At 49.2% G+C, this 26,686-nt stretch carries 20 protein-coding genes; 7 read left to right on the top strand and 13 right to left on the bottom strand.

All coding sequences use genetic code 11. The features are described from left to right. Positions 1 to 68: 68 nt before the first annotated feature. Both R70331_RS07635 and R70331_RS07630 read right to left on the bottom strand, forming a co-directional pair. Positions 69 to 1,565 (bottom strand): extracellular solute-binding protein, encoded by a 1,497-nt coding sequence (locus tag R70331_RS07635; protein ID WP_042174240.1) that lies wholly within the window; start codon positions 1,563 to 1,565, stop codon positions 69 to 71. Further along, positions 1,562 to 3,877, bottom strand: a complete 2,316-nt coding sequence (locus tag R70331_RS07630; RefSeq protein ID WP_042174238.1) for a helix-turn-helix domain-containing protein — start codon at positions 3,875 to 3,877, stop codon at positions 1,562 to 1,564. The genes R70331_RS07635 and R70331_RS07630 overlap by 4 nt, the downstream gene beginning before the upstream one ends. 192 nt (positions 3,878 to 4,069) lie before the next feature. Between R70331_RS07630 and R70331_RS07625 the strand changes: the two genes are divergently transcribed. The 5 genes from R70331_RS07625 (at position 4,070) to R70331_RS07605 (ending at position 11,091) form a co-directional block, all read left to right on the top strand. After that, positions 4,070 to 5,812: a sensor histidine kinase gene (locus tag R70331_RS07625; protein ID WP_042174235.1), complete on the top strand. Its 1,743-nt coding sequence runs from the start codon at positions 4,070 to 4,072 to the stop codon at positions 5,810 to 5,812. Between the two features lies 1 nt (position 5,813). Further along, a complete protein-coding gene (locus R70331_RS07620; RefSeq protein WP_042174232.1) occupies positions 5,814 to 7,268 on the top strand; it encodes a response regulator transcription factor in 1,455 nt (484 codons plus the stop codon). 127 nt (positions 7,269 to 7,395) lie between these two features. Next, entirely contained in the window at positions 7,396 to 9,090 is a 1,695-nt protein-coding gene (locus tag R70331_RS07615; RefSeq protein WP_042174230.1) for an extracellular solute-binding protein, read from the top strand. A gap of 82 nt (positions 9,091 to 9,172) precedes the next feature. Further along, a complete protein-coding gene (locus R70331_RS07610) occupies positions 9,173 to 10,153 on the top strand; it encodes an ABC transporter permease (RefSeq protein WP_042174227.1) in 981 nt (326 codons plus the stop codon). 14 nt (positions 10,154 to 10,167) lie between these two features. Beyond that, complete coding sequence (locus R70331_RS07605; RefSeq protein ID WP_042174225.1) at positions 10,168 to 11,091, top strand: carbohydrate ABC transporter permease; 924 nt, start codon at positions 10,168 to 10,170, stop codon at positions 11,089 to 11,091. 73 nt (positions 11,092 to 11,164) lie between these two features. Here R70331_RS07605 and R70331_RS07600 read toward each other — a convergent pair whose 3' ends face one another. The 4 genes from R70331_RS07600 to R70331_RS07585 form a co-directional block, all read right to left on the bottom strand. Then, positions 11,165 to 11,770 carry a TetR/AcrR family transcriptional regulator gene (locus R70331_RS07600; protein WP_042174223.1) on the bottom strand — a complete coding sequence of 202 codons (606 nt, stop codon included), beginning with the start codon at positions 11,768 to 11,770 and terminating at the stop codon, positions 11,165 to 11,167. 16 nt (positions 11,771 to 11,786) lie between these two features. Then, on the bottom strand, positions 11,787 to 13,187 hold the full coding sequence (locus tag R70331_RS07595; protein ID WP_042174221.1) for an MFS transporter: 1,401 nt from the start codon (positions 13,185 to 13,187) through the stop codon (positions 11,787 to 11,789). Positions 13,188 to 13,298: 111 nt separating this feature from the next. Further along, positions 13,299 to 14,066: a 4-hydroxy-tetrahydrodipicolinate reductase gene (locus R70331_RS07590; RefSeq protein WP_042174219.1), complete on the bottom strand. Its 768-nt coding sequence runs from the start codon at positions 14,064 to 14,066 to the stop codon at positions 13,299 to 13,301. Positions 14,067 to 14,182: 116 nt separating this feature from the next. Then, positions 14,183 to 15,055, bottom strand: a complete 873-nt coding sequence (locus tag R70331_RS07585; protein WP_042174217.1) for a YitT family protein — start codon at positions 15,053 to 15,055, stop codon at positions 14,183 to 14,185. Between the two features lie 217 nt (positions 15,056 to 15,272). Here R70331_RS07585 and R70331_RS07580 point away from each other — a divergent pair, with 217 nt between their 5' ends. Then, entirely contained in the window at positions 15,273 to 15,476 is a 204-nt protein-coding gene (locus R70331_RS07580) for a hypothetical protein (RefSeq protein WP_042174214.1), read from the top strand. A gap of 790 nt (positions 15,477 to 16,266) precedes the next feature. Here the strand turns inward: R70331_RS07580 and R70331_RS07575 are convergent. From R70331_RS07575 to R70331_RS07565, 3 genes are all read right to left on the bottom strand, one after another. Continuing rightward, complete coding sequence (locus R70331_RS07575; protein WP_042182326.1) at positions 16,267 to 16,929, bottom strand: YczE/YyaS/YitT family protein; 663 nt, start codon at positions 16,927 to 16,929, stop codon at positions 16,267 to 16,269. A gap of 5 nt (positions 16,930 to 16,934) precedes the next feature. Then, positions 16,935 to 19,616 (bottom strand): glycoside hydrolase family 28 protein, encoded by a 2,682-nt coding sequence (locus tag R70331_RS30390; RefSeq protein WP_052418967.1) that lies wholly within the window; start codon positions 19,614 to 19,616, stop codon positions 16,935 to 16,937. Between the two features lie 207 nt (positions 19,617 to 19,823). Beyond that, on the bottom strand, positions 19,824 to 20,429 hold the full coding sequence (locus tag R70331_RS07565) for a DUF1349 domain-containing protein (RefSeq protein ID WP_042174212.1): 606 nt from the start codon (positions 20,427 to 20,429) through the stop codon (positions 19,824 to 19,826). A gap of 244 nt (positions 20,430 to 20,673) precedes the next feature. On the opposite strand from R70331_RS07565, the gene R70331_RS07560 reads away from it, so the two are divergent. Then, on the top strand, positions 20,674 to 21,504 hold the full coding sequence (locus R70331_RS07560; RefSeq protein WP_042174210.1) for a methyltransferase domain-containing protein: 831 nt from the start codon (positions 20,674 to 20,676) through the stop codon (positions 21,502 to 21,504). 40 nt (positions 21,505 to 21,544) lie between these two features. On the opposite strand, the gene glf is transcribed toward R70331_RS07560, so the two are convergent. The 4 genes from glf to R70331_RS07540 are packed head-to-tail and all read right to left on the bottom strand — an operon-like array spanning position 21,545 to position 26,686. Next, positions 21,545 to 22,651: a UDP-galactopyranose mutase gene (gene glf / locus R70331_RS07555; protein ID WP_042174208.1), complete on the bottom strand. Its 1,107-nt coding sequence runs from the start codon at positions 22,649 to 22,651 to the stop codon at positions 21,545 to 21,547. 17 nt (positions 22,652 to 22,668) lie between these two features. Continuing rightward, complete coding sequence (locus R70331_RS07550; RefSeq protein ID WP_042174206.1) at positions 22,669 to 23,685, bottom strand: glycosyltransferase family 2 protein; 1,017 nt, start codon at positions 23,683 to 23,685, stop codon at positions 22,669 to 22,671. 18 nt (positions 23,686 to 23,703) lie between these two features. Further along, positions 23,704 to 24,300: a hypothetical protein gene (locus R70331_RS07545; protein ID WP_042174204.1), complete on the bottom strand. Its 597-nt coding sequence runs from the start codon at positions 24,298 to 24,300 to the stop codon at positions 23,704 to 23,706. Further along, positions 24,287 to 26,686 (bottom strand): glycoside hydrolase family 2 protein, encoded by a 2,400-nt coding sequence (locus R70331_RS07540; RefSeq protein WP_052418966.1) that lies wholly within the window; start codon positions 26,684 to 26,686, stop codon positions 24,287 to 24,289. Before R70331_RS07540 ends, R70331_RS07545 begins: the two co-directional genes overlap by 14 nt.

Raw genomic sequence — 26,686 nt, 5'->3', positions numbered from 1 at the left:
AGGCAACCATGGCTACAGCGTGATATAAGCAAAAAAAACGGGTGAGATCTGTGATCTCAACCCGCCGGTTATTCCGCCGCCCTGCTCCTGTAGGCCAGCTCATATTCAAGACACATTTGATTGCCGCCTGCCGCCTTCCACCTGGCCAGCTCCGCCTGCCAGCCCTCCTCATCAATCATGCCCATAATAAATTTGGTCTGGGCATCCAGGATAATAGTCTCCAGATCCTTGCCTCTTTCTGTATAGGTGTCCGACTCCAGTGTCAGCGCCGGATTCTCTACGGTATATTCCCGGTTCATTTTACCGATCTGCTGATTCTTCTGGTACAGCTCAGGCTGACGGACAGGCTTGATGGAACGCTGATACTCTGCAAGATTAGGCAGCAGGTCCCTGTACGGCTTAACCTCTCTCAGATCCAGCGTGCGGTCCGTAATTTCGGCATAATCTCCCCGGTCAGACCAATGCCGGTCTTCAATTCCTCTTGTAATGACGGTCTGCATCGGAGGATCAAACAGCTTGTCGAGAAAATCGAGGATCTGCTTGACCTCCTCCAGTGTTTTTACAGAATCCTTGGGAACTGCGAAGAATCCGGCATTGCCCGGTTCACCCGGCAGACGGCTGCCTGCTGGTCCGGCAAGAAAGGCTACATCCACCTTCGCGTCCGGCACTGTCTTGATTAATTTATCCATCCAGCTTTGGACGTTCCCTCCGGAGATCTGGATGCCCGCACGACCTGAATCATAGATTCTGGAGGCTTCATTATTATCGATAACTACAAAATCAGAATTAATCAGCTTCTCCGCGTACAGCCTTCTGAATAACTGCATGGTTTCATAAAAAGTCCCGGTCAGGAATTCGGGGGTAAACTTACCGTTCTCCACCAGCCACTTGTTCGGCCCGCCCTGGGATACAGAAATCCGGGTCAGCATCGAGCTGGCATCCTGGTTGTATCTTTTATCCAGCACCATACCGTAAGTATCCTGCTTCCCGTTCCCGTCAGGGTCCTCCAAGGTCATAGCCCGCACGACAGTATACCAGTCCTCCAGCGTAACAGGCACCTTCAGACCCAGCTTATCGAACCAGTCCTTGCGGTACTGGATGGTCGCCCGGCCGAGATCACGGACAATGGGAATGCCGTAGATCCGCCCTTCCACCGAGATGTTACTGTAGTACTCGCTGTCCAGCACCGATAAATGGGGATAATCCTTCAGCAGCGGCCCGAGCTCCCAGAATTGGCCGGCTTTGATCGTGCTTATATAGTCCGGTGTATAGCCCAGCTTAACCAGCTTGGGGAGCTCGCCGGCAGCAATCATCAGCCTCAGCTTATCGTCATAAGCAGACATCGGAATCCAGTCAATCTGCAGCTCGGTGTCCGTATAAGCTTCGATAGCCTGCTCTACTGCATTATTGTTGGGCGGCAGCTCACCAATCAGGGTGGCACCTATAGACAGATGGAACGGAGCCGGGCCGGCGGATTGCCTGGAGCTTCCGTCCACAGGTCCGCAGCCGGCAAGAACAGCCGTCAACATCAGGATAGCTGCACCACGGCAGAGATTTATTTTCATTGCTGGACTCCATTCATCATATTCTCCCGGTATTGGCCCGGGGTAATTTGATAGGTTTTCTTGTAGCTGCGGATAAAGGAGCTGATATTTTTGTATTTTATTTTCTCACTGATTTCCGCTATCCTCATATCCGTCGTCTCCAGCATCTCCTTGGCCATCTTCATCCGGTAGTCCGTCAGATAATCGCTGAACGAGACCCCAATCTCCCGCTTGAAAATACGGCTTAAGTACACCGGATGATAGCTCAGCAGCTTCGAGTACATTTCCAGCGTAATGTCCTGATCGTATTGTTCATGAATCAGGTTCACCAGCCTGTCGGCAATTTTAACGTACTGGATTTTGGAGCTGTCTGACAGCTGTCTGATTAGAGGCCTGAACAGTCTGGATTCAAACCAGTGAATAATCTCCTCCCGGGTCTGCAGCTGAAAAATGGTTCTCAGGCTGCTCTCCCCCTCCAGCACCTGCTTGACCGGAATTCCCTGCTCCTGGGCGATCCGCAGGATGCCGGAGGCCAGCTGCAGCAGCATGGTCTGATGCTCATACAGCGGGCGGTCCTTATGGATTAGGGTGTCCAGATACTGGCCCAGCAGCTCAGAAGCGCTGTCCGGCTGCATTTCCTTGATGGCGTAGATTACCCGGTCCTCCAGAATTTTCAGATGAGAGTATTCATAATGACTGTCCGCGGCATGGTTCCCGGTATCGCCGTAATGAATGATCATTTCCGGTCCCAGGCTGATCCTCGCCTTCAGGGCATTCAGGCTTTCCGCGTAGGCATGGACGGTATCTGTGAGCTGGACATACGGATTGCTGATCCCGATGCTCACCTTAATCTGCAGAACCTTTTCGGCATTTAGCTTGATACACTCTGCAGCCTCATACAGAATATTTCTTACCGCCTCCCTGTCCTCCTTATCCGTGGCAATCAGCGTAACCTGAGACCCGTTCAGCGTAATTGGCGGGAAGCGGAGCGAGGCAGGCAGCACCTCCTGGGCAATATTGCTGACCGCATAGAGCAGCAGCTCACGGTCCTCTTCCCGGCAGCGTGTCTCCTGCAGATTATCAATCTGCAGGGCAAGCACCCCCAGGCTCTTCCAGCCTTCAGGAAAACCGTATTTGTCTGAGCGGAATAAATAATCGTTTTCGCTGATCTGGCCGGTGAACAGCTTTAATACAAAATATTCCTTCAGGTGGCTGGTCTGGCCCGTCATCTGCTTCTCCAGCTGGTCCCGTGATCCGGCAAGGGACTGAAAACTCGACTTGATGTATTCAAGGTCATCCCGGCCGCGCACGCTCCGCGGTTCTGAATCCGATTCCCCGTAGGTCCGCGCCACCTTAAGCAGATTACGGATGGGCAGATACATCCTGCGGCTTCCATACAGAGCTATAGTAACGACCATCAGCAGGATGGTCAGACATACCAGGATTGTGAAGCCGGCGATTTTCCGGGTATCCTTCTTGATCTCCCCGATATCCACCACCGAGATATAAGTCCAGCTGTTATAGCCTGAGGAACGGTACATGACAGCCGCTTCTTTCCCGTCCAGCCGGGTGTTCAGTATTCCTGATTGCCGCTCCGCATCTGAGGTCAGCCGGTTAAGCACCTCGCTGTTTATCTCTTCATATCTGGTCTTATCCGGTCCTGCAGCCAGAATATCTGCACCCGTCCGGTCCAGAATATAATTCCGGCTGGATACGTTGGAGGATAACTGCATGACATCCTGGATTTCTGATAAAACAATGCTCACGACCAGCAGTCCCTGCGGTTCATTGGTCCGCGGCAGAATAGGGATTTTATGCACCAATGTAATCGTTTTCACAGGTTCGTATAAATCTTCTGTACCGGGAGCCGACACCCCCGTATACCAGAAGATGCTTTTGGGCTGTCTGGCATTCTCCGCAAATTCCTGATAGTTCTCCAGCTGATCCAGCGGCTTCATTACATTCAGGCCCAGCGCCCAGTTCTGCTCCAGGCTGACCAGGTAGGCCTGCGTAATAATGGCATCACTTGACTGCAGGTTATACAGCTCCTTGGTTAGCTGGCGGACGGCTTCAAAGTTATATGAAGATAACGGGCTGCTCATGGATTCCCTGACAAGCGAGGAGTTGGCAAACTGGGTAGCCGATTTCTCTGTGGTTCTGAGAATCTGCTCGACACGCATCTGCGTCTGATCCAGCCACTGCATATTCATTTCCTTGACCTTCGTCTCCATATCCCTTGAAGCTGTAGAATAGGAGGCAAAGCCGATAATGATCGTGGGCAGAATGCCCAGCACCAGACTATACGCAAGCAGCTTCAGCAAGTATTTGCTCAACTCTATTCCTCCTGTACATCCATTCTATAGAACAGATCATAATCTTCAGGCAACCTTTATCATCCCAGCTATAGGCATTTTACACAATATACTTTAGATAACTTCTTTGACATTTTACTGATTTTTCCTGTTTTTATGCGGATTAATAAAGAATACGTTATGATATGGGCAAGAATAGCCGGGAGGGAACCTATGCGCAATCCATTTCACAATGTAGGCTTATTCAGACAGCTGGTCTACTTAATCGGAGTGACCTTTATTATCGTGCTGGTATCGTTCGCTGTGTCTAATAAAATTGCGGAGCGCACGGTAGAGAAGCAGGTCGCAGACTCAGCTGACAAAATCGTGCTGCAGGTAGAGGAGACGCTGGCCAATTTCTTCAAGGATATGGACGGAATCTCTTACTCCCTGCTTTACAGCACTATCCTGCAAAATTACTTGAGCAGCGATGATCCGCTCACGAAGATTCTGATGAATCCGGAGATCATTGCCGAGTTCTCCAGCACACTGGCACTGAAGGAGGAGGTAATGGGTATCCAGCTCTACAACCGGGAAGGGGAGCTCGCCACCAGTGTCGGCAAACCCTTTGCTCCGGTGCAGCAAAGATCGGTGGATGAAATTAAATATGAGCTGGGCACCTCAGACCAGGCCGGCAAAACCTTCTATACCATATCAGTACCTGTCTACAATTTGCAGAATAACCGTGTACTTAAGGACTACCGGGGTATGTGCGTATTTTATATGGACGTCAAAAATTTCACCTCGGTCTTAAGCAAATCGAAGCTGACCGAGCATTCGCGCCTATTCCTGACCGATGACCGGGACCATATCATAACCGGCTCCGACGGGCCTGATCCCCGCATGCTTGCAGATGTTGATCAGCACAGCTCCGGCAAAACCTATATTGTGCTGAGCAGGACACTGGCCAACGGCTGGAAAATTGTCAGCGACATCCCCCGTGCCGAGCTTCTGTCCGAGCTGGATCTGGTCAAACGGCTGAACGTTGTTGCTTATGCCGTGATTTCACTGGTGTTCCTGCTGTTTCTGCTGCTCTTCTATTTCCAGCTGCTGCGCCCCGTACGCGCCCTGCTGGATTTCGTAAACTCGTATGCGCGCAGAGGAGGACAGGCCCGGTTCCATAACAGCTATCATAATGAAATTGGCGTGCTGGGCACAAGCATCAATCATATGCTGGATTCGATTGTACAGCTGGGAAATGACGTGCAGAATGCGCAGCGAAAAATGTACGAATCCGAGCTGGACCGTAAGCAGATGGAGATCACCGCTTACCGGAACCAGATCAATCCCCATTTTTTGTACAATACACTGGAAAGTATCCGGGCTCTATCCCTTTACCACAAGGCAGGTGACATCGCTGAAATTACCTCCTCCTTATCAAGGCTGTTCCGCTATTCCGTTAAAGGGGATAACTTTGTTACAATCCGTGAAGAGATAGCCCATATGCAGGAATATGCCCGTATTATTGACTTTCGTTTCAGAGGAAAAATCACGATCCGCTTTGATGTGGAAGAGTCCCTAACCGAGGTGAGGACACTAAAGCTGCTGCTTCAGCCATTAGTTGAAAACGCTGTCTTCCACGGGCTGGAGCGTAAAATCGGACCCGGCAAGGTTACCGTTACGCTGCATAGAGTGAATTCAGACTCCATCCGGGCTGTCGTCGCAGATGACGGGATCGGATTCCGGGAGGACAAGCTGGAACAGCTCCAGGCTTTTTTGCTGCAGGCTGAGTTTACAGGCGACCCTCGCACAGGACTGCAGAGCTCCGGAATCGGCCTCGCTAACAGCTTCCGCCGGCTTAAGCTGTTTTACGGCGGGCAGGCAGCGCTTAAGATTGAGGCCGGCCCTGTTCAGGGCACAATTGTCACGCTTGATTTTCCCATTCATATTCCTTTAGATGAGACGGAGGCCGACTAGCATGAGAAAAGTATTAATCGTCGATGACGAGCCTTGGGTTGCCTATGGCATATCCCAGCTGATCGACTGGGAGCGTCTCGGCTTCAGGATTATCGGTGAAGCCTATGACGGAGCCAGTGCATGGCAGCAGGTCATGCAGGAACAGCCTGAACTGGTTATTTCAGATATCCGCATGCCCGGACTAGATGGCCTTGAACTGCTGGAAAATATTAATAAGAGCGGACTTCCTACTCAGGTTGTGCTGATTAGCGGCTATGCGGATTTCAGCTATGCCCAGCAGGCAATCCGCCACGGTGCATTTGATTATCTGCTCAAGCAGGTGGAGCAGGACCAGCTGGAGGATGCGGCTAAACGGGTGGGTGAATATCTGGATGCCAGGGAGCAGCCCGATAGCAGTCTGGATCTTTTTCTGGATGATCTGTTTGAGCTGCTTGATCCGGATAACAGTGTAAGCATTGCAGGCTTCACCCTAAACAGAAGAATACCAGCCAGCTTCCCCCACTTCCGCTTCATCAACTGCCTGTTTCCGGAAGCCTCCCCGGACTGGCCGGCCCTAACCAGTCCTGCAAACGCCGGACAGCTTCACGAGCTCCGTATGCGTACCGGACAGAACAAGCTATCCATTCTTATCAATTATGACGAGGATAATTATCCGCTTGATTTGCTAACTTACATTTCAGAGCATCTGCAAGTTGCGGAATGGACCGGCATCAGCAGTCTGGGTCTGCTTGACTCCCCACTCTCCCGCCTTCATCAGGAAGCTGACATTGCTCTGTACAGCTCGGCCTTTTACCGGACAGAGAATGTGCTGCGCTACAAGCCTGTTCAGCCCCCTGCTGAGCTGCGTAAAACGCTGCTTAGACTGGAAGTGTCTATCAAGGAGCAACGTCATGATGACATTACCTCTGATGTCGCACTTATTGCTGCCATTTGCCGGACTCATTTGCTGCCTGCCGATCAGGTAGCTTTTGCCTACAATCAGATTGTCAGCCTATATTACAAGTACTATGAATCTTCCTGGAACTCGGGTCCAGAGCTGTTAACCTATGATAATATTGCCCGTCAGCACTGTACCTCTGAAGAGCTGTTCGTCCGCCTTGGGGCCAGCTTTGAGAATGCAGCCGGTGAGTCGGCTGTTAATCCGAGCGGACTTGCGAAGCGGGTGCTGGATTATATCGATGACAGCTTTACCGAAGATCTGCTGCTGAGCGAGGTAGCCCGGAACTTCCGCCTCAGCACCGGTTATGCGAGTGCCCTCGTCAAAAGGGAAACAGGCTCTACGTATTCAGACTATGTGGCCGCCAAGCGTCTGCAGCTGGCCCGCCAGCTGCTCGCAGACCCGGAGCTGTCGATCCAGGAGATCGTGCAACGTATAGGCTATAAGGATTATTTCCATTTCAACAAGCTGTTCAAAAAACATTTCGGTGTAACGCCAAGCAAGTACCGCAAACTGTGAAAGCGGATTCAACCCGTGAACAAAACACCAAAACAGCAAACTCCAGCCCTATGCCCTGGAAGGCTGAACGTTTAGCATAAGAATTGTCTTATGCCTCATTACAACAAACGGGGAGGTTTAAAGAGAAATGAAAAGAATGAAGCCACTGGCACTAAGCGGTTTATTGGCCTTATCACTTCTGGTTACAGCATGCGGCAGCTCCGGTTCTTCTAACGGAAATGCGGGCAACGCCGCATCACCATCACAGGACACCGCTGGAGAACAAAGCGGGAAGCTGGATCAGGCCGTATGGTTCTCCAGCATTGATTTCTGGAATCCGCCGGCCACCTGGAACACAGACCCGAAGTCGGTGCAGGGCGCAATTTCAGAAGCAACCGGATTAAGCTTTGAATTCAACATTCCGGCACAGGACGGTGATACGAAGCTGAATCTGATGCTCGTATCCGGCAAGGATTTCCCGGACGTTCTGACGGTTACGAATGATGTGATGGTGAAGAAGCTGATCCAGTCGGGCAAGGTATGGGATCTGGAAGAATTCCTGACCAAATACGATCCGGAATCCCACATTCTTAATGACTTTCCAGCCGACGTAAAAGCAGTGATTGAAGAACGTGACGGCGGCTTCTATTCCTACCCGAGCCACATCAATTCAGCAGATGCCCGCAGCGTCTATCCGCCTTCCGGTGAGTTCTACGTTGACCTGGTGGATTACGCCTCCAATCTGGGCATTATGGTAAACAGCAGCATTCTGGAGCAGATCGGCATGACACTTGAGGATATCCGTACCGAAGAGGGGCTGCTGGCTGCTTATGACAAAGCCAAAGGCCTTAAGGTGGACGGCACGCCGGTGATTCCGCTGCTGGTTGACGGCAAGGGCTATCAGGACAGCACACTCAAGTTCCTCCAGGACACTTTCGGTGCAATGGTTGTCGATAAAGACGGAACCTATAGAGATCTGCTGCTCGCTCCGGAAACCAAAGATGCTTTGTCTTTCCTGAACCAGTCCATGCGCAGCGGTTACTTTGAACCGGGACAGATGACCGTTGACAACGCTGCAGTCAAAGCCGATGTCGCCTCCGGCCGGGTGTTCACCTTTATCGGAAATACGGCCAACACCTCATTCCAGCTTAACGATTACTGGCAGTCTTCCGGCCCCATCCTGTCTGCAGGCGGCAAAGTTCCGACATTGGATAAAAGTCAACGGGCTGGCGGCGGCTGGATGAAAACCCTGATTTCCAAAGATACCAAATACCCTGAGAAGCTGGCTAAATGGCTCAGTTATATGACCAGCAAGGACGGGATGATGCTGCATATTTACGGTTTTGAAGGCGAGCATTACACCCTGGACGACAAAGGCTTGCTTGTCAAAACCGAAAAAGGGCTGAAGGACGCCGCAGATTATATGAATACAGCCGTCAGCGCGATCTGGCCGTTCCATCACACCACCTTTTCCTATTCGGTACAGCAGCCTCCGACCGAGGCAACAGATAAGGAAGCCGTGACGGCTAATAAGGTTCAGGCAGCCTATGGTAAGGATAAGGAGACTCATATTTACGACAGCTCCGCACTGTCACTGCCAGCTGATCTCTTCCCTGCAAACAGCGATAACGCCAACATAGAAACACAGATCAAGGCTTATAAAGAAGCGCAGATTGCCAAGATTGTGATGGCCAAAACAGATGATGAATTTAACCGGCTGTACGATGAGCTGATTGACCAGTTGAAGAAGCTGGGGATTGAAAAGCTGGATGCCGAACGCAATCAGTACATTCAGCAGAAAAGCGATGAATACGGCGTTCATGCCAAAGGTATAAACTCCTGATAGGCAATTAAACCAAAGAAAAAGGCTTGGACCTGCGGCAAACAGTCTGCGGCAGGCTCAAGCCGGATTGGAGGAAACCGGTATGGCGATGATCGAACCAATAACTTCTGCTAAGAAGAAGAATAAGGCAGCCCGCAAGCAAAAATCCTTCAGGCTCGGTTACGACTTCCGCACACAGCTGGAGCTCAAAACGATGCTGCTGCCCGCTGTATTCCTGATCTTCCTGTTCGATTTCACACCGCTGTTCGGGCTGCTTATGGCCTTTAAAGATTTTGAGCCGGTTATGGGTGTCAAAGGTATTTTTACAGCGGACTGGAACGGGATGGCCCATTTCAAACGATTGTTTACCAATTTTCAGTTCTGGCCGATGATCCGCAATACACTGGGGATTAATCTGCTCGGCGCAGCCGTCAGCATCCCGTGTACTTTGCTCTTCGCCCTGCTGCTCAATGAAATCCGCAATTCCCGCTTCAAAGCGGTTGTCCAGACGGTTACCTATTTACCGCATTTCCTGTCCTGGGTTATCTTCGGCGGATTATTTATTACGCTGCTCAACAGCGATGGCATCGTTAACTATGTCCTGCTTCAACTGGGCTTCATCGACTCTCCTCTGCAATTTCTGGCTGATCCGAAATATTTCTGGGGTGTCGCCATTGCGACTGGCCTGCTGAAGGATCTCGGCTGGGGTGCCATCCTGTACCTGGCCGCAATGGCCGGAGTGGACCAGAGCCTGCATGAGGCGGCGGCGATCGACGGTGCAGGACGGTTTAAACGAATGCTCCATGTAACAATACCAGGTATTCTTCCGACACTGATGGTGCTTATTATTTTCGCTGTCAGCGGCATGCTGAATAACAACTTTACCCAGATTTATGTTTTGCAGAATACGCTAAATCTGCCTGCCAGTCAGGTTATCGATACGTATGTTTATCAGACCGGACTACTCAATTTTCAATTTTCGTCAGCGACCGCAATCGGTTTGACAAAGTCTGTCTTTGCACTGGTACTGCTGGTTGGGTCAAACTGGGTATCTAACAAAATAACTAAAACCGGATTGTTCTAAGGAGGAAATCACTTATGGTGGGCGGAAACCACGCCGGGGAGCGGCTGTTTAACGGTTTAACCATTGCAATAATGATCCTGCTCATGATCATGACCGTGTATCCCTTCTGGTTTTCGGTCATTAGTTCATTTAACAGCGGAGGAGATTTACTACGTGGTCCTGTGTTCCTATGGCCGCGCGAATTCACATTCGCCAGCTGGAAAGCGGTATTGTCGGATCAGGGCATTCTGTACGCAGCCTGGATTACAGCCTCGCGGACTGTAATTGTTACAGCCGTATCCATTCTGTATACGTCGATGTTTGCTTATGCCTTCTCCCGCCCCTATTTGCGGCGCAAGGCCTTTTACATTACGATCGGCTTCATAAGCATGTACTTCAGCGGCGGCCTGATTCCTTCCTATATGCTGATGAACTGGCTTGGATTATATGACAGCTACTGGGTCTATATCCTCCCTGCCCTGTTCGGCGGGTTCTGGAATGTCATTATTTTCAACGCCAACTATAAGGGCATCCCGGAAGCTTTATTTGAATCCGCCAAAATGGATGGGGCCAGCGAATACCGTATCTTTTTCCAGATTGTCCTGCCCTTATCCAAACCGGTATTAGCCGCATTGTCCGTCTTTACAGCCGTTAACATCTGGAATGATTACGGAGCGACACTCTATTACACGCAATCTACCGATCTGCAGACACTGCAGTACTTAATTCTGCGGCTCATCCAGTCTAACCGTGCAGTTGAGAATATGATGAGCATGAACAACGGCACCAATCTCGCTGTTGCCAATCTGCTTAATAATACCGGCGGAGTCGGTAACGTCACGGCACGAACAATTGAACTGGCCGCAATGGTTATCGCCTCCCTGCCCATGATTATCCTGTACCCGTTTGCGCAGAAGTTCTTTGTTAAAGGGGTGCTGCTGGGCTCGGTAAAGGGATGAAGGAGTTTCGCAGCAGCAGCATAAAGAGCAGGAAGCTCCGTTACCGGTCTTCCTGCTCCTTATGCTTGCTTAATCAATAAACCTGCCGCCCCAATCCCCTCGTAAACGTCCCCACACTCTCCGTGATGAAATCCTCCAGTGTCAGGCCAGGGAAATGTTCACCGCTGGACAGATTGTTAAGGAATACTCCGTAGTTCATAGATATGAAGGAATAAGCCTGCAGCTCCGCGTTGGTCTCGATCAGCTTACCCTGAGCGGTCATCTCCGTAAAATAACGGGTCAGAATTTCAATGAATTGCTTCGGGTGCCTGATCGTCCGCTCCCGAAAGCCCGGCAGATGATCTGCCTCTTTTACACTGATCATAATCATTTTACGGTTGCGGTTCATGATCTCATGATAGGTCCGGCTGATTAGCAGCAGGTCTGTCTCCAGCTCCCACACCAGCTTTTCATTGAACAGCCTGGTCATTTCCTCCGCATAATGAAACCGGTCAAAGGCTGTCTCCAGCAGGTTTTGCTTACTTCCGAAATGGCGGAACAGCGTCTTCTCACTCAACCCGGCGGCTGCAGCAATCTCCTGGGTTGTTACTCCCTTATAGCCCTTGGTTGCCATCAGATCAATCGCAGCCAGCAGCAGCTTATCACCGGTACTTGTAGCAGCGTTGCTTCCTTCACTCATTATTTCCACCTCATGATTATAGTCTGGCAGTTCCCGGCCGTTCAGCTGTGTCCTTGTCAGATCTGCGCCCGAATGGAACGAAATATAGAGAAACCATGATTGCCACAAGCAACGCCAGTGTTAAGAAAATGTTGCTGTATACAAATGCCGCGCTATTCCGGGGAATCGGATTAAACCGGACTGTCGTTGTGCCGAAATCGAGAATTTTGCCTATCGTTGCCGTAGATACCGCTGCTGCAATAAAGTTTAACATGGAAAACAGGCCCATCCCGATTCCGATCTGATCCTTGGATAAGGTGCGGGAAATGGTGTTTGATAAGGCGATCTGCATAAAGGATTGGCCAAGCACCGTAAAGATAAGGGATACGGCAATAAAAACAGGCGGCATGCCTGCAGCCGTAGACAGGCTGATGAAGCCAAAGATAAGCAGAGCTGCTGCAGTAGTTAAAAGAAATGAATTCCCTTTTTCATCAGCCAGCCTGCCTCCTTTGCGTCCCATATATGCCGTTATTAGCGCCGAAGGCAGCATAATCAATCCGATTACAGCCGGTGACAGCTGGTTTAGCTGTGCCAGGAGCTGAGGCGTAATGAACGGTGTGCTGAAGCTGATGGCAGTCAAAACAAAGGCAATAGCCAGACCGGAGGTATATGCCTTGTTCCGGAAAACAACCGGATCAATAAACGGATGCGCCGCATAGCGGATACGTAACAGGAACAGAATCAGCAGAGCAACTCCGCTTACAGCATACCTGGCCCCTCCATTAGTCAACCCAAGCAGCAGTGCAGCAACGGTGCCTGCCAAAAGAACGCCGCCAATCAAGTCAATTTTGCTGTCTGCCCCCTTCTCATCATCCAGGTATTTACGGTAGAACGGTAACGTGAACAGGGCAAGCAGCGGAATGACGAAAAGCACCTGCCAGCTCCACACCGTAGACACAAACCCGGCAATAATCGGGCCGAGTGCAGAGCCAAGCGCTACCCCGATGGCGGAAGTGCCCAGAGCACGGCCGCGCTTTTCAGGTGAAAAATAACGGATCGGGATGATCATCGCCAGCGCAGGAATGACCGACGCCCCAACCGCCTGGAGCAAACGGGCCACAATCATCATCCAATACTCAGTGGACACGATTCCGAACACAGAGCCCGCTGCTAAAAAGATCAGTCCGAATGTCAGCAGATTTTTCAGGCTGTATTTGTCCGTCAGCTTGCCGAAGGTAACCGTGCCGATAGCATACACGATCAGATAGCCCGATACCATCCAGCTTACCTGCGACGGCGACAGCAGAAATTGCTTGCTGATCACCGGAAGCACCACATTGAACATCGTTCCGTTCATCACCGAGATGATCAGCGTAAATACAAGAATACGCATTAGCCGCTCGCCGTTATTGGCGGGAGTGCTGCTGTTTGTCTGCATTGTAGGGCCTCTTTTCTATAAAATAAACCTGCCGTTTCCTGCCTATATGACTGTCAGTACTGACTGACATTCAAGCAAATCATAGCCCACATCCGCCTGTTTGTCAAAAATTTATTTACCGTTACTCAACACATTCGTCATTAAATCCTCTACTGTATAGAGTCCATTGTGCCGTGTTGCAATGAATGTAGCCGCCATCAGAATACCATTAGTCAAATCTCTGCGGGATTCTAATTGATGTGACAGCTGAATGGTTTCACCTAAGGCATTATAAAGAGTAACGTAATGTTCTCCGATAATATCGCCTTCTCTGATACTCGATATTTCAACATCTATCCTTTCATCGGCTTCCCGTATTTCCTCATAAATTTTCAGTGCTGTTCCGCTTGGTGCATCCAGCTTATATTTATGATGCTTTTCTACAATCCCGGCCTTAACAATACCTCCCCGCTTCACAATTTCTCTGACTTCCCCGATAAATATGTAAATGTCCACACTGAAATTAGCCGCCATCAATATAGGAAAAGAATGACTCAGCTCTTGAATATCATTCAAATCCTCATCTGTGAATGCAGTGGTGGCAATCACCAGCGGTTTCTTCAGGTTTTTATAATGGCTGTAATTGTTATTCATAAATGCATCTCTCATCGTAACATCAATGATGACATCCGCTTCGCTCACATTATTGAAGTTATCGGAAATCACGACATCTGTTTTCTTATACTCAGAAATCAGAGAAACACTGCGGCCAACATGCTGATTCCCTGCTCTTGTTACGGCATTACTGAGCAGGAACCCATTATTATGTTCTATCTCGTTAAGAATGTCTAAAGAAAATTTCCCTGTGGCGCCAATCAAAGCAATATTAACAATATCCATGCGGACCCTCCTGATAAAGTTTCAAGTGATTATGCAGATTATAGCATTATTCCAAATAAATAACGCGCCGGCGGGAAGGAACTTCGATCCTTCCGCCGGGCGCGTCATAAGGGTGATTAGTGAATGTCTTTCTTTTTAAAGTTACCGCCCTTAACCTCGGCTACATCGTATACTACGACAAAGGCACCCGGATCAATTTCATGGATGATATCTTTAATTTTGCTCTCCTCCAGACGGTTGATAACACAGGTGATTTCTTTGAACTGTTCGTTGGAGTAGCCGCCGTAAGCATCGGTATAGGTTGCTCCCCGGCCAAGCCGGTCGCGGATCGTCTCGACCATGACTTCAGGCTGGTTGGTGATAATCTTGAACGTTTTGGAGCCGCTGAGGCCTTCCTCTACGATATGTATAACTTTTGAAGCAATAAAATAAGCAAGTGCCGACAGGATCGCCCCCTGCAGACCAAACACGGTTGACACGACAATGAACACAAAGGTGTTCAGGAACAGGATCAGGTCACTCGTACCAAAAGGCAGCTTCCGTGACAGCAGCACAGCCAGCATATCAATCCCGTCCAGCGCCCCGCCGTTACGCAAAGCAAGACCCATCCCGAAACCGATGATAATACCGCCCACTACAGTAACCAGCAGGGTATCCCCTTGGATAATCGTAGGTACATGATGCATAAGCACGGTGCCGACAGCCAATGATGCAATACCGAGAATGGAGTAAAGGGCAAAGCTTTTACCGATCTGCTTATAACCAAGCCACACAAAAGGGATATTAATGACCGCAATCAGCAGCCCCAGCGGAACTCCGAACAATTGCGAGCCTACGATACTTAGACCTGTCACGCCTCCGTCGGAGACATTATTGGGAATTAATACGGCTTCCAGACCATACGCAGCGATCATAGCCCCGATAGTTACTAGTAATGCCTTTGAAAAAACTCTTAGCTTATTCGATTTCGGTTGTCTTCTTACATTCATTAAACTTCCCCGTTTCTAAATAAATTTACCTTTTACACAAAAGCTCACAGAAACCAGTCTATAATATTTATCACTTTATTAGCAAATGGCAGGGCCGTTTTGGCAAAAGAGCAGCGGGCGTGTGGTTCACTGTGTCTGGTGGCGGTTATCGTTACATAGAACGGCTTTTGGTGACACATCCTAAGATAGAGTCTGCACATAGAAAGGAGATTATCCAATGAAGGACAACAAGGAAGCCCCTCTGGATGGTCGCAAACCGGGCGTTCATCCGATCCCTGAGCCGGACTCCAAGGCAGATAGCGACACAGGAGCAGCAGGCAAGCTCGACGAAATCGTCGGCGCAGTGCTGGGGAACGACCACGAGGTAACGGCTCCCGGGATTGCCCCGGATCATGAGGACGAAGAGGACCGCAGGGACTGAGCAGCGTCTGATAATAGCAGGTGGCATGTTTAGTAGGGCGGCTCGGGCTTGGGTTGCTTCTGCCCCTTTAATGGGATTTTTCCCTCTATTGTGGCCCGGGCGAGGCAACTTTGGTCCATTTAGAGGGATTTTTCCCTCTATTATGGCTCGGGCGAGGCAACTTTGGACCACTTAGAGGGATTTTTCCCTCTATTGCGGCCCAGGCGGGGCAACTTTGGACCACTTAGAGGGAATTTTCCCTCTATTGTGGCCCAGGCGGGGTAACTTTGGACCATTTAGAGGGATTTTTCCCTCTATTGTGGCCCAGGCGGGGTAACTTTGGACCATTTAGAGGGAATTTTCCCTCTATTGTGGCCCAGGCGGGGTAACTTTGGACCATTTAGAGGGAATTTCCCCTCTGTTATGGCTCGGGCGAGGCAACTTTGGACCACTTAGAGGGATTTTTCCCTCTATTGTGGCCCAGGCGAGGCAACTTTGGACCATTTAGAGGGAATTTTCCCTCTATCGCGGCTCGGGCGAGGCAACTTTGGACCACATAGAGGGATTTTTCCCTCTATTGTGGCCCGGGCGAGGCAACTTTGGACCACTTAGAGGGATTTTTCCCTCTATTATGGCCTGGACGGGACCAATCCGGACCACTTAAAGGTATTTTTCCCTTTATTGCGGCTCAAACCAGGCCACCCCGGACCAATATAGGCCCGAAATAAAAAAACAAGGTATCCCGGTCCGCAGCAGCTGTGGAGTCCGGGATACCTTGTTATCGTTCAGTACCATTATTGTTCAGCAGCCCTTACAGTGTAACTGGGCCGCCGTTCGCGTGTGTACTCTTTTTGCCCAGCAGCTTGTTCGTAAAATGCACATCAAAGAAATGAATGATTGGTCCCAGCCCAAATGCGGATACGAGCGTCCCGAGTCCGACGATCCCTCCTGCCAGTAAGCAGATCAGCGCACAAAGCGCGTCGGTGAACATCCGGTGCCAGAAATACGAAACCTTCGGAAAGCGGATTTTCATAATCAGAGACAGTGCATCATACGGGGCTACCCCCACATCCGAGGACTGATACAGGGATACTCCAAAGCTGCAGACCACCACACCAATTGCCACTGTGATCACCTTATACCAGAGCTGCTGAGGCTCACCCAGCACATCGATCCAGATGTCATAAAAGAAGGTGGCGATATACCCCAGAAGGATAGCATTAACGAATGTCCCGGCTCCGATAAACTTCCTTCCGGTAATCCATTCAACTACGAACAGCACTACATTTAGTAGAATAAGAAAATTAGCATAGCTGATAAAACTGAGGTCTGCCAGGGCCATTACCATGCCGCTAAAGGGATCATTCCCCATACCGGACAGCTTAAAAATGCTAATCCCCATCCCCAAAAATATATTGCCGATAACCATAATAATCAGCCGTTTGGGATCTAGTCCCTTAATATAACCCATCATCCGGCTCATCCTGTCACCTTAATGCTGACTTCCAGCTTAACCGGAATGATCCCGTCATCAGCAATGAATGCTGCCAGATAAGGTTCATCGCGTACCGCATCAGCAGCAGGCGTCCAGCTGAACATACAGGCCTGTCCCGGAACAAAAGAGGCTGTATCAAAGCAAGCTCCCTCCGGCAACGCCCCTGCTGTCAAAATCATCGGCTCCGCTATCCCCCGTACTACCGGGTCCTTTACGGAGCTGGTTTCATTATAAATCTTGCCGTCCGTTTCGTGAGCGGACACCTCATATGCCGGCTGTCTGGCTATAACAGGGAAGGATAGCTGTTCACCCACCCGGGCACTCTGTTCCGGAATAAAAGCGAAAAACGGCCGGAATACCGTCTGCGGCAAAGGATATTCTCCCGTCTCAACCGGGAGGCTATAGCCATTCTCCGGGATAGCTACCGTTTCGTACGGATACAGCCTGTCCTTCGGCGTACCCGGAGCCGGTGCAGTGACTTCTACCGTTGTGACAGACAGCTCACTGGCTATCGTTACATCCACCACAGCAGTCTGCTCATACGGATAGTCCGTTACATATTCCAGTCCTGCCGGGCGTTTGCACCGGTTCTTCACCAGTACAACCTCTTCAACTCCTTCAGCATGGTCAACGCTAATATTCTGAAGCGAGCCGTGCACTACATCATCGAGTACAATCGGATACCGGGTATCCTCTGTCAGGTAACGCAGCTCTATGTTGTCCAGATACAGATTGTCCACATGTCTCGCATACAGCCCGTAGGCCGGCAGAATTCCCCAGTTGCTCGGCTCCGGATAAACCTCCGGCAGCTCCGGGACATTAAACGGCGCGTCCTTCCACACTCCGGCTTCCGGATTCCATTCTACACGGGGGAGCAGTCCTTCATTTTTCAGGAAAAAGGTGTTCACCAGCCACGGCAGCGATTGCACACTGCGCTTCTGACCGCCATACTGGGCATATTCCCAGTTCGTATTCAGCTGACGCTGCTCCACCGCATGCTCCAGACTCAGACTGCCGCGGTACTCCACCTTAAGGTTGGTAATGGATACATTCTTAATCCGGCTGCCCATCAGGCCCATCAGTTCAATCGGATAACGGGGATCGGCATTCTTAACCGTAATATTCCGAATGATAATGTCGTGAACATAAGCAATATGCCCGCTGCCGTTCGCATTGGCGTAAAGGGGCAGCTCGCTTTCCTGCAGCTCTTTACTATAATCCGGCACATATTTCTTCGTCAGCTCATCGTAGCAGACAGCATACCATCTGCCGTTCTCTTCATGGACATTGGCCGGATTCAGCCGGAGAGGCTGCTCAGGGTCTACAATGTTAAAACAGGAGGACCCGTCCGCAGAAACCTTACGGGTTCTGTTATACGACGGGAGATAACGCCTCGCCGGATACACCTGATATGGCTCCTTGGCTGGCAGCACCCAGTGCCTCTGATCCAGCCTGACGTTCGGCTCTTCATCCCCGGCAGGAATAAAGTCTTCCCCGGTGCTGTTCCCCGTAACAGGGAATCGTCCGCGGTCTCCCGCTTTAATGAAGATCGGCGAGCTGCTTACATCCTCCATAGTCGAATCCTCAAAAATAATATTGCTCAAATCCGCCCCGTCAACGGCTTCAAGCGCAAAACCTCTGGATCGTTTAAACCGGACGCGGCGCACCGTAACAAGATCATACCCGCAGGTTGATTCGGTTCCCAGCTTAACCCGGGCGGTAGGGCCGCAGCGGTCCGTGGCAATCAGCTTGTCCTGTGTATACGTTTTCGCATATACGGAGCCGATGTCATAGCCGCTGACCGTGCAGTCTTCAATCAGCACATTCCGCAGCGGCATGAATATTCCGCCTCCGTAGGAGGCTTTTAACACAATGGCATCATCGGTCAAAGAATTAAAGGTGGAATGCACAATCGTCACATTCTCGCAGCAGTCTACATCAAATGCATCGCGGTTCGTATCGACCAGAATGTGCTCCACGTGCATATTTTTCACACAAGTCGTAATAATCGCAAAATGGCCGCCGGCCAGAATCGAAAAGTCGCAAAAGGCTACATTTTCACACCGCACCAGTGCAATCGCCTTGTTCCCGAACCATTCACCCTGATGCCCCGGCTCACTACGGCGAATTGGCTCATGCGGGTCCCCGCCCATCAGAATCTGCTCCAGCTCCCCCTGATCATTCAGTGAGCTTCCATCGAGCAGCCCCGGCCCGTAAATCATTACATCACGGATATCTGCACCATAAATCAGGCTGTTGGCAAAATACGTATGCCCGTGATCCTGCAAGCCCACATACAGATTGACCTCAGGCTCATCATAGTTACCGCCCTCTCCAAGCTGCAGCTCATAGGACTGAGTGATATCCGTTCTGGCTGCGGAAAGGACACTGCCTGGGGACAAGTATAGATTAACGCCGCTCAAGAGACGAATCGTGTACACTCTGAAGCTGCCTTCAGGTATAACGACAGTACCGCCTTCTGCTGATGCAGCCTGAATGGCGTTATTAATTGCCGAAGTATTCACCACCGGTGACTGTTCCACACCCGCCCCGAAATCACGGATATCGAACCGGCGTTCTTCCTTCAATAGATAGGTTCTGTCAAAAGGGCATCCTGTTGCTTCTGTTACCTGAAACATAATAGCCTCCATTTTATCCGGGAGCATGCTGATAGGTCCTCCCGCAATTTCCTCTGCTGCTGTCTCTTGGCTGTTTGTCTACCGTTTTCATTCTACATCTAGCTGGGGATTTCCTGCGTGCACCACAAAGCAAAAACCCACTTCAGATAGCCTGACGCCTCTGGTGGGTTCTTTTCAGATATTAAGCTTACATCAGATATTCAGATCAATAACGGGTCTATTCCTCCGTTCAGCCTATACACCTGCTCGAATGTTTTTCACCGTTTTCTTCTCTAATGAGAAGTCAGAGTAGCTTCTGTCCCCGCCGTTGCCATTGGGAGCCTGCGGAACGAAGCCCACCTTTACAGTCTCGTCCACCGGTAAATTGAAGAATCTCACCATATAGAACTGGTCACCATCTAATGAATAATGAAAAGCAAAGGCTTGACCGACACGGGTAATCTGGAGCCATACCGAATTGCCGTCAATATTGTTTCCATTTGCGTCGTCTGATAACGGATTTGTTACTACGCTTACAACGGCATGTGTATTAAAATCCGTCAATTCAAAGCACAGCTTAGCCCATACCTTGAGATCCTTCATGACCATGACCGAAGCGGAATCGTAAATATCCTTGAAATCATGCTCTGCCTTGACCCGCATTACAAAATCCCCGGAAACCTCTGTGTAAAAAAACGGGGCGTTTGTAAGCGAGCTTGGCGTAATTCCTTCTTCAGATACCGTCCCATTGTTACAAAAGAAATCACTATCCTTAGGTGCGTACAATACCATTGCTTCATTCTCAAACCGGATGCTGCTTTCATTTAGCCAATTAAAGTTGCTGAAATCCTTGTGATCCATTCAACTTCCCTCCAGCTTCCATTATGATTAGTAAAATTTTCACACTACAGTAAATAATTCTATCACTGAACCTGCCATGTCGTGTAGAACGATTCTTCTCAACCTGATAGCACAATCTGAACATTCCCGGCGATACTCAACCATCAGTTGAACTCCCCAAAATAATCAAATAACAGGTTATTGTCCGTTCCATAAATCTCCAATAGAATTGGACTACACAGAAAAGGAGCGTGGATACTGAATCATGAAGGATAAATTAGCCAGAAACATAAGCCTATACCGCAAGGAAAAGGGACTTACACAAGAGGAGCTTGCACAAATTCTCGGTCTGTCTTTTCAGGCCGTGTCCAAATGGGAAAATGCCCAGTCCATGCCGGACATTTCGCTGCTGCCCCTGCTGTCTGCAACCTTAGAAGTAAGTATCGATAAGCTGCTGGGGTATACATCTCAAGACCGGCCAATTTCCATCTATGAGGATGTCTATAAAACGCAGGAATATTACTGGGGAACCGAGCCCAACAAGGCATGTTATCAGGTGCTGCAGCTTATGCCTCCCACCAGACATTTGAAGGTGCTGGATATCGGCTGCGGGGAAGGAAAAGACGCTGTCTTCATGGCCCGGAACGGGTATGAGGTCAGCGCCCTGGATATTTCAGATGCGGGTATCGAGAAGACCAGGCGGCTTGCTGAAAAGAACGGTGTACACGTAAATGTGTTCAAAGCAGATATCCAGGACTATCGTTTGAACACACACTATGACATCATCTTCTCAAGCGGCGTGCTTAACTACATAAAACCGGATTTCCGCAAGGAAATCTTTGATCATTACAAGCACTATACCAATGAAGGCGGCCTGCATGTCCTTAATGTGTTTGTTAACAAGCCGTTCATTGCCCCTCCGCCCGAAAAAGAATCCAACTCCTATAAATGGCATTCCGGCGAATTGCTGTCGCATTATCATGACTGGCTGATTAAGGATAGCTCAGAAGTCGTCTTCGACTGTAATTCATCGGGTATTCCCCATAAGCATGCCATGACTAAACTGATTGCGCAGAAGATTACTGTGCTGGCGTAAGCCTGGTGAAACATTAAAGAGGGGCACTTGGCCCCTCTTTTCATCCCAGCTCTCTCTTGACCACACTTAACGCCTCAGCTATCACTTGATGCATATCAAAGTATCTGTACAGCCCTAAGCGTCCTCCGAGCAGAACATTCGGCAATTGCTCCGCAAGTTCGCGGTACCTTCTATATTTTTCATTATTGCGGCCGTCATTTAAAGGATAGTAGGGTTCATCGCCTCTGCTCCAGGTCTTTGGATACTCTTTGGTAATAACGGTCTTGGGCTGAGTCCCGAATTCAAAATGCTTATGCTCAATGATCCGGGTATACGGGGTCTCTGCATCTGTATAATTCACAACTGCATTTCCCTGATAATTCGGCTGATCCAGCACAGCGGATTCAAAGCTTAAACTCCGGTATTCCAATGCACCAAATCTGTAATCGAAGAATTGATCGATCATGCCAGTGTAGACAATTCTCGGATATTCTTTTAAATACAATGACCTGTCCGTAAAAAAGTCCTGGTTCAGCTCTACCTGAATGAATTCGCTCGACAGCATCTTTTCAATGATTCGGGTATAGCCGCCGACAGGGATTCCCTGATAGGTGTCATTGAAATAGTTGTTATCATAAGTAAAACGGACCGGTATCCGTTTAATAATGAAGGAAGGCAGCTCTGCCGCTTTACGTCCCCACTGTTTTTCTGTATAACCCTTCACCAGCTTTTCATACAGGTCCGTTCCTATTAGTGAAATGGCCTGTTCCTCCAGATTTTCCGGCTTTTCAATCCCTGCAGCCGTTGTCTGTTCCGCAATTCTTGCCATCGCCTCAGAAGGCGTAACCGTTCCCCACAGCTGGTTAAAGGTATTCATATTAAAAGGCAAATTATAAATTTCACCTTTGTAATTGGCGATCGGGCTATTGGTATAGCGGTTAAATGCTGCAAATTGATTAATATAGTCCCATATCTCCTTACTGTTTGTGTGGAAAATATGGGCTCCATATTTATGCACCTGGATATCCTCAATGTTCTCGGTATAGATGTTACCGCCGACATGATTCCGCTTGTCGATTACCTTTACCCGTTTTCCCCGCCGGGCTGCTTCATAGGCAAAGACACTGCCGAATAATCCGGAGCCTACCACCAGATAGTCGTATTTCATATAGAGGCACCTTACTTTCAATTAAATCCCACAATCTTCTGGGAAACCTTATAGGCAGATACAGTTATACTGCGGCCAAGATGTCCCGGTATGTTCATTAATCTTCCCATTACTCCGTATCTGATCGTATTGTACAGCTCCATATCTTTTTCTTTGATATACTTCCACAGCTCTTTTTTCTTCTGAAGGTTAGCTTTTTGCTTTGAACGAATTAAAAGTATTGTAGAAATGATGGTGATAATTTCAAGGTGATTCAGCATATACTGGCGGAGCTTCGGACTTGCAATCTCTTTAAGGTTTAATCCGTCAATCATGAGTTTATTAACCTTCAGCTGCTGATCAATTCTGGCGATCATGACCTTCTCATTGACGGATTGATCCTCTCTGCCAATAAAATACCGGTAGAAATCTGTATTCACATAATAGATGCGCTCCACCTTCTCCAGCGGCTTGAACACAAACAGATTGTCTACATAAAAGGTATGCTCCGGAAGCCTCAACTGGCATTCCTTCAACAGATTCGTCCGGTAGATGATAGAGTGCATCAGAATATACTGGCCTTTACGGAAGCTCTGAATGTCGTCCCAGGTAAAAATCCGTTCCTCAGGAAAGTTTTTGTCATACTTCATGACCTTCCGGTGCTTTTTCCCCTGCTTTTCATAGACAAAATTGCTGACCACCATATCTACCGGCTTCGCTTCCGTAATCAATTTCTTCAGGGTCGCCAGTATTTTCTGATACGCAGTTCTGTCTACCCAGTCATCACTGTCCACTACCTTCACAAAAAATCCGGAAGCATGGCTGATCCCGGTATTAACCGCACCGCCATGCCCTAAATTTGTCTGATGCACCACTCTTACAATTGATGGATACTTTGCCTCATAGTCCTCGGCAATCATTCCAGTCTGATCACTGGACCCATCATTGATGATTAAGATTTCGATTTCTTCTCCCTCAACAAGCAGGCTGCTGATACAACGGTCCAAGTAATCCTGCGAATTATAGCAGGGGATTATGAAAGACAATAGTTTCATTCACACCAACCTCATTTTTTAAGCTGATATTTGCTTTTTATCTTCTCTGAAAATAATTTTTAAGATCGGGAAGTAGACCCAGAATGAAATTGCGGCATTAATGATCATCGTAACCAAGTCAGCAGCAGTCTCCCCGGTTCTTCCAAACCTGTCAATAAAGAATTGGTAGATCGGGTCCTTATACCAGCCCTGGAGCGCCCCTGCACAAATGGTGATTAGAATATAGGCGATAAGATACCAGACGGCCGCTTTGTAAATGTTCCCTTTTGATCGGAAAGTAATATTGCGCTGGGCAAAGAAATTAATAACCTGGGCGATCCCCAGCGTCAGCTGAACGGCAATGAAGTAGGCAAGCCCGCCCCCGCCGCCGGAGGATATGGACCCTAACGGATAGTTAAAGATGTAGTAGGGCGATCCGTCCGAGTTATGACCTACCGGCAAAATCTGAAAACTATAAGCTTCCAAGGCTGTTCCGCTAAAAGCGGCTTTTAAAACCGGCATCAGAATCATCTGAAAAACGGTAATCCCGTTGCTGAGCAGAACAAACATAATAAACTGGGCAATTTGGGGGTGTTTAATACTGTAATTATTCCAGAACGATTTAATTCCACTCATTGCTGCCACGTCCTTCTACATTTACACTAAAGCGCAGTACCACCGGCTCTGTCTGATTAGTTGAGATCGTCAAGGTTCCATTGCCGGCTGCTCCGGTCGACTTAATATAAGTCCCGCACATGCCTCCCTCTGCTGTAACACAGTCGGGACCTATGATTTCTATCGCACCTTCTGCTTTCAGGAAAACCGGCAGATGAGAGTAAGCAGCATTGTTGTTGTTGGCATCTGCTACCCGAATGCGGACCGACGCCACATCAAAGGTCTCTGCTTCAGTAAGGCTGGTGCCGCTGACTGTAGTTTCCAGGTGAAGGGTTGCGCTGGAAGCTTTAGTGACCTCAGCAACAACTTTGCCGTTTTTGACCGCCTCAAAGCGGTAAACCGGCGCAGATACGCCCCAATTCTCAATATACTTAAAGAACAAGCGGTAAAAGGTTACCGGGGATACAACATGCCGCAGCATGACCCACATCGCTTTAAAAATATACTTTGGCGGCAGGGCGGTACCGAAGCGTTGAATGGCCAGCAGACACTCTTTGATGGCCTCGGCTTTTTTGTGCGAATAGTTCTCGCCCTCTTCAATTACATTTCCCACGGTGTCGTAGAATTCTATAGGAGGGTGAGGCAAATGACGGTATTTTTTATTGACCGGCATAAATTCCCGGATCATCCGCTCATTTTTATACAGCCGTACTGTATCCGCATTGGTGAAAATATAATTTTCACCAACGGCACCCCCGGGATAATCGCCGATATGCATATCTGAACCGACTTCCAGGACCGGCGCTTCTTCGGAGAAGCTCGCATAGACCTTTGAAGCAAGCTTAGGATTACGGTAGATATCCATAATGCCGTGGTAACAAATACGGTCACCTGATCCAAAGTCGCCATGGGTCTGGTAGTCAAACATACACCAGCCGAAGGCTCCTGCAATATCTTCTCTCTTATATACTTCATTTAAAACATTGGCATGACGGATCGCATGGGACAGCCGGTGGGTAGGCGTATCTGTTGATTTGGTCGGGAACATATGTCCATTGAACTCGGCAATCAGATATCCCTTGTTTTTATTGGGTGAAATCAGCCATCTTGGCAATAGACCGCCATTCTTGCCTGTATGAGAGAAGTCGTTGAATGCATACACATCTTCAAGCAGGCTGCTTCTCCACAGGAAACGGACACCGCTGGTCTGTCTGCTCTGATCCAAACGATGGGCAATTTCATTTGTTTTGGTGTACAATGCATCATCGTCCTGGGACTCATTCACACGTACTCCCCAGAGAATAATGGAAGGATGATTCCGGTACTGCATAATCATTTCTTCAACATTGCGGCAAACGGTCTGTTTCCATTCATCATCGTTTTTGATATGCTGCCAGCCGGGCGTTTCTGTGAACACAAGCAATCCCATACGGTCACAGGCATCCAGAAAGTGCTGGGACTGGGGATAATGAGAGGTGCGGACCGCGTTGACATGCAGCTCTTCCTTTAGAATCCGGGCGTCCTCCACCTGCATGGACGCTGGCATGGCATACCCTACATGTGCATAGCTCTGATGTCGGTTAACCCCGCGGATCTTGTACTTCCTGCCGTTCAGATAGAACCCGTCACCGCGAAACACAGCCTGGCGGAATCCAAAGGACACGTTATACTCATCAATGATCTCCCCCCTCTGATTTCTCAGCGCGGCTATCAATGTGTACAGATATGGAGATTCCGGACTCCAGGCATGACTGTTATCAATACTGATACTGCATTTATCAATTACTGTCCCAAGAGCATTCAGGCTCTTATGACCCACTACCTTCTGCTGTTGATCCAATATGCTTAACTCCAGCGTATGGCTTGTATCAGGACGGCTGATCGCGACATCAATAAGCGCATGCTTCATATCCGGTGTCTGGACAAACACATCTTCAACATAGCTTTGATCTGCAAGCACCAGCCATGCTTCGCGGTACAGTCCGCCATAGGTCATATAATCAATTACATGGCCAAACGGAGGGACATTTGCATCTTCACGCGTATTCAGCCGGACTACAATTCTGTTGTCTTCCCCGTACAGCACCTTATCCGTTATTTCTACCCGAAAGGCAGTATAGCCGCCGTAATGAGTCATTAACTGTTCGCCATTTACAAACACATCTGCTACATGGGCAGCACCGTCAAACTGGAGAAACAGGCGCCGGCCCTTCCATAGCTCCGGTACGTTCAGATGACGCCGGTAGCCGCAGATCATCTGACAGGAGCTTTCCTCCATATAATGAACCGGCACTTCCTTAGAGGTGTGGGGCAGCCTTACGGCTGTCCCCTCCTCTGTGAAGTTAATAAATGCATTAGTAATGTTCTCTACAAAACTCCATCCATCACAGATACTGATTTTTCTCAT

It is taken from the genome of Paenibacillus sp. FSL R7-0331 (assembly GCF_000758645.1).
GTDB lineage: Bacteria > Bacillota > Bacilli > Paenibacillales > Paenibacillaceae > Paenibacillus_AQ > Paenibacillus_AQ camerounensis.
Note: the sequence above shows the minus strand (reverse complement) of the source record. Positions and strands in the feature narration are given on the sequence as shown.

Excerpts from the sequence above, each read along its gene's own strand:
- R70331_RS07635 (WP_042174240.1), bottom strand. The coding sequence starts at position 1,565 with ATGAAAATAAATCTCTGCCGTGGTGCAGCTATCCTGATGTTGACGGCT.
- R70331_RS07625 (WP_042174235.1), top strand. The coding sequence starts at position 4,070 with ATGCGCAATCCATTTCACAATGTAGGCTTATTCAGACAGCTGGTCTAC.
- R70331_RS07620 (WP_042174232.1), top strand. The coding sequence starts at position 5,814 with ATGAGAAAAGTATTAATCGTCGATGACGAGCCTTGGGTTGCCTATGGC.
- R70331_RS07615 (WP_042174230.1), top strand. The coding sequence starts at position 7,396 with ATGAAAAGAATGAAGCCACTGGCACTAAGCGGTTTATTGGCCTTATCA.
- R70331_RS07610 (WP_042174227.1), top strand. The coding sequence starts at position 9,173 with ATGGCGATGATCGAACCAATAACTTCTGCTAAGAAGAAGAATAAGGCA.
- R70331_RS07605 (WP_042174225.1), top strand. The coding sequence starts at position 10,168 with ATGGTGGGCGGAAACCACGCCGGGGAGCGGCTGTTTAACGGTTTAACC.
- R70331_RS07600 (WP_042174223.1), bottom strand. The coding sequence starts at position 11,770 with ATGAGTGAAGGAAGCAACGCTGCTACAAGTACCGGTGATAAGCTGCTG.
- R70331_RS07595 (WP_042174221.1), bottom strand. The coding sequence starts at position 13,187 with ATGCAGACAAACAGCAGCACTCCCGCCAATAACGGCGAGCGGCTAATG.
- R70331_RS07590 (WP_042174219.1), bottom strand. The coding sequence starts at position 14,066 with ATGGATATTGTTAATATTGCTTTGATTGGCGCCACAGGGAAATTTTCT.
- R70331_RS07585 (WP_042174217.1), bottom strand. The coding sequence starts at position 15,055 with ATGAATGTAAGAAGACAACCGAAATCGAATAAGCTAAGAGTTTTTTCA.
- R70331_RS07580 (WP_042174214.1), top strand. The coding sequence starts at position 15,273 with ATGAAGGACAACAAGGAAGCCCCTCTGGATGGTCGCAAACCGGGCGTT.
- R70331_RS07575 (WP_042182326.1), bottom strand. The coding sequence starts at position 16,929 with ATGATGGGTTATATTAAGGGACTAGATCCCAAACGGCTGATTATTATG.
- R70331_RS30390 (WP_052418967.1), bottom strand. The coding sequence starts at position 19,616 with ATGCTCCCGGATAAAATGGAGGCTATTATGTTTCAGGTAACAGAAGCA.
- R70331_RS07565 (WP_042174212.1), bottom strand. The coding sequence starts at position 20,429 with ATGGATCACAAGGATTTCAGCAACTTTAATTGGCTAAATGAAAGCAGC.
- R70331_RS07560 (WP_042174210.1), top strand. The coding sequence starts at position 20,674 with ATGAAGGATAAATTAGCCAGAAACATAAGCCTATACCGCAAGGAAAAG.
- glf (WP_042174208.1), bottom strand. The coding sequence starts at position 22,651 with ATGAAATACGACTATCTGGTGGTAGGCTCCGGATTATTCGGCAGTGTC.
- R70331_RS07550 (WP_042174206.1), bottom strand. The coding sequence starts at position 23,685 with ATGAAACTATTGTCTTTCATAATCCCCTGCTATAATTCGCAGGATTAC.
- R70331_RS07545 (WP_042174204.1), bottom strand. The coding sequence starts at position 24,300 with ATGAGTGGAATTAAATCGTTCTGGAATAATTACAGTATTAAACACCCC.
- R70331_RS07540 (WP_052418966.1), bottom strand. The coding sequence starts at position 26,686 with ATGAGAAAAATCAGTATCTGTGATGGATGGAGTTTTGTAGAGAACATT.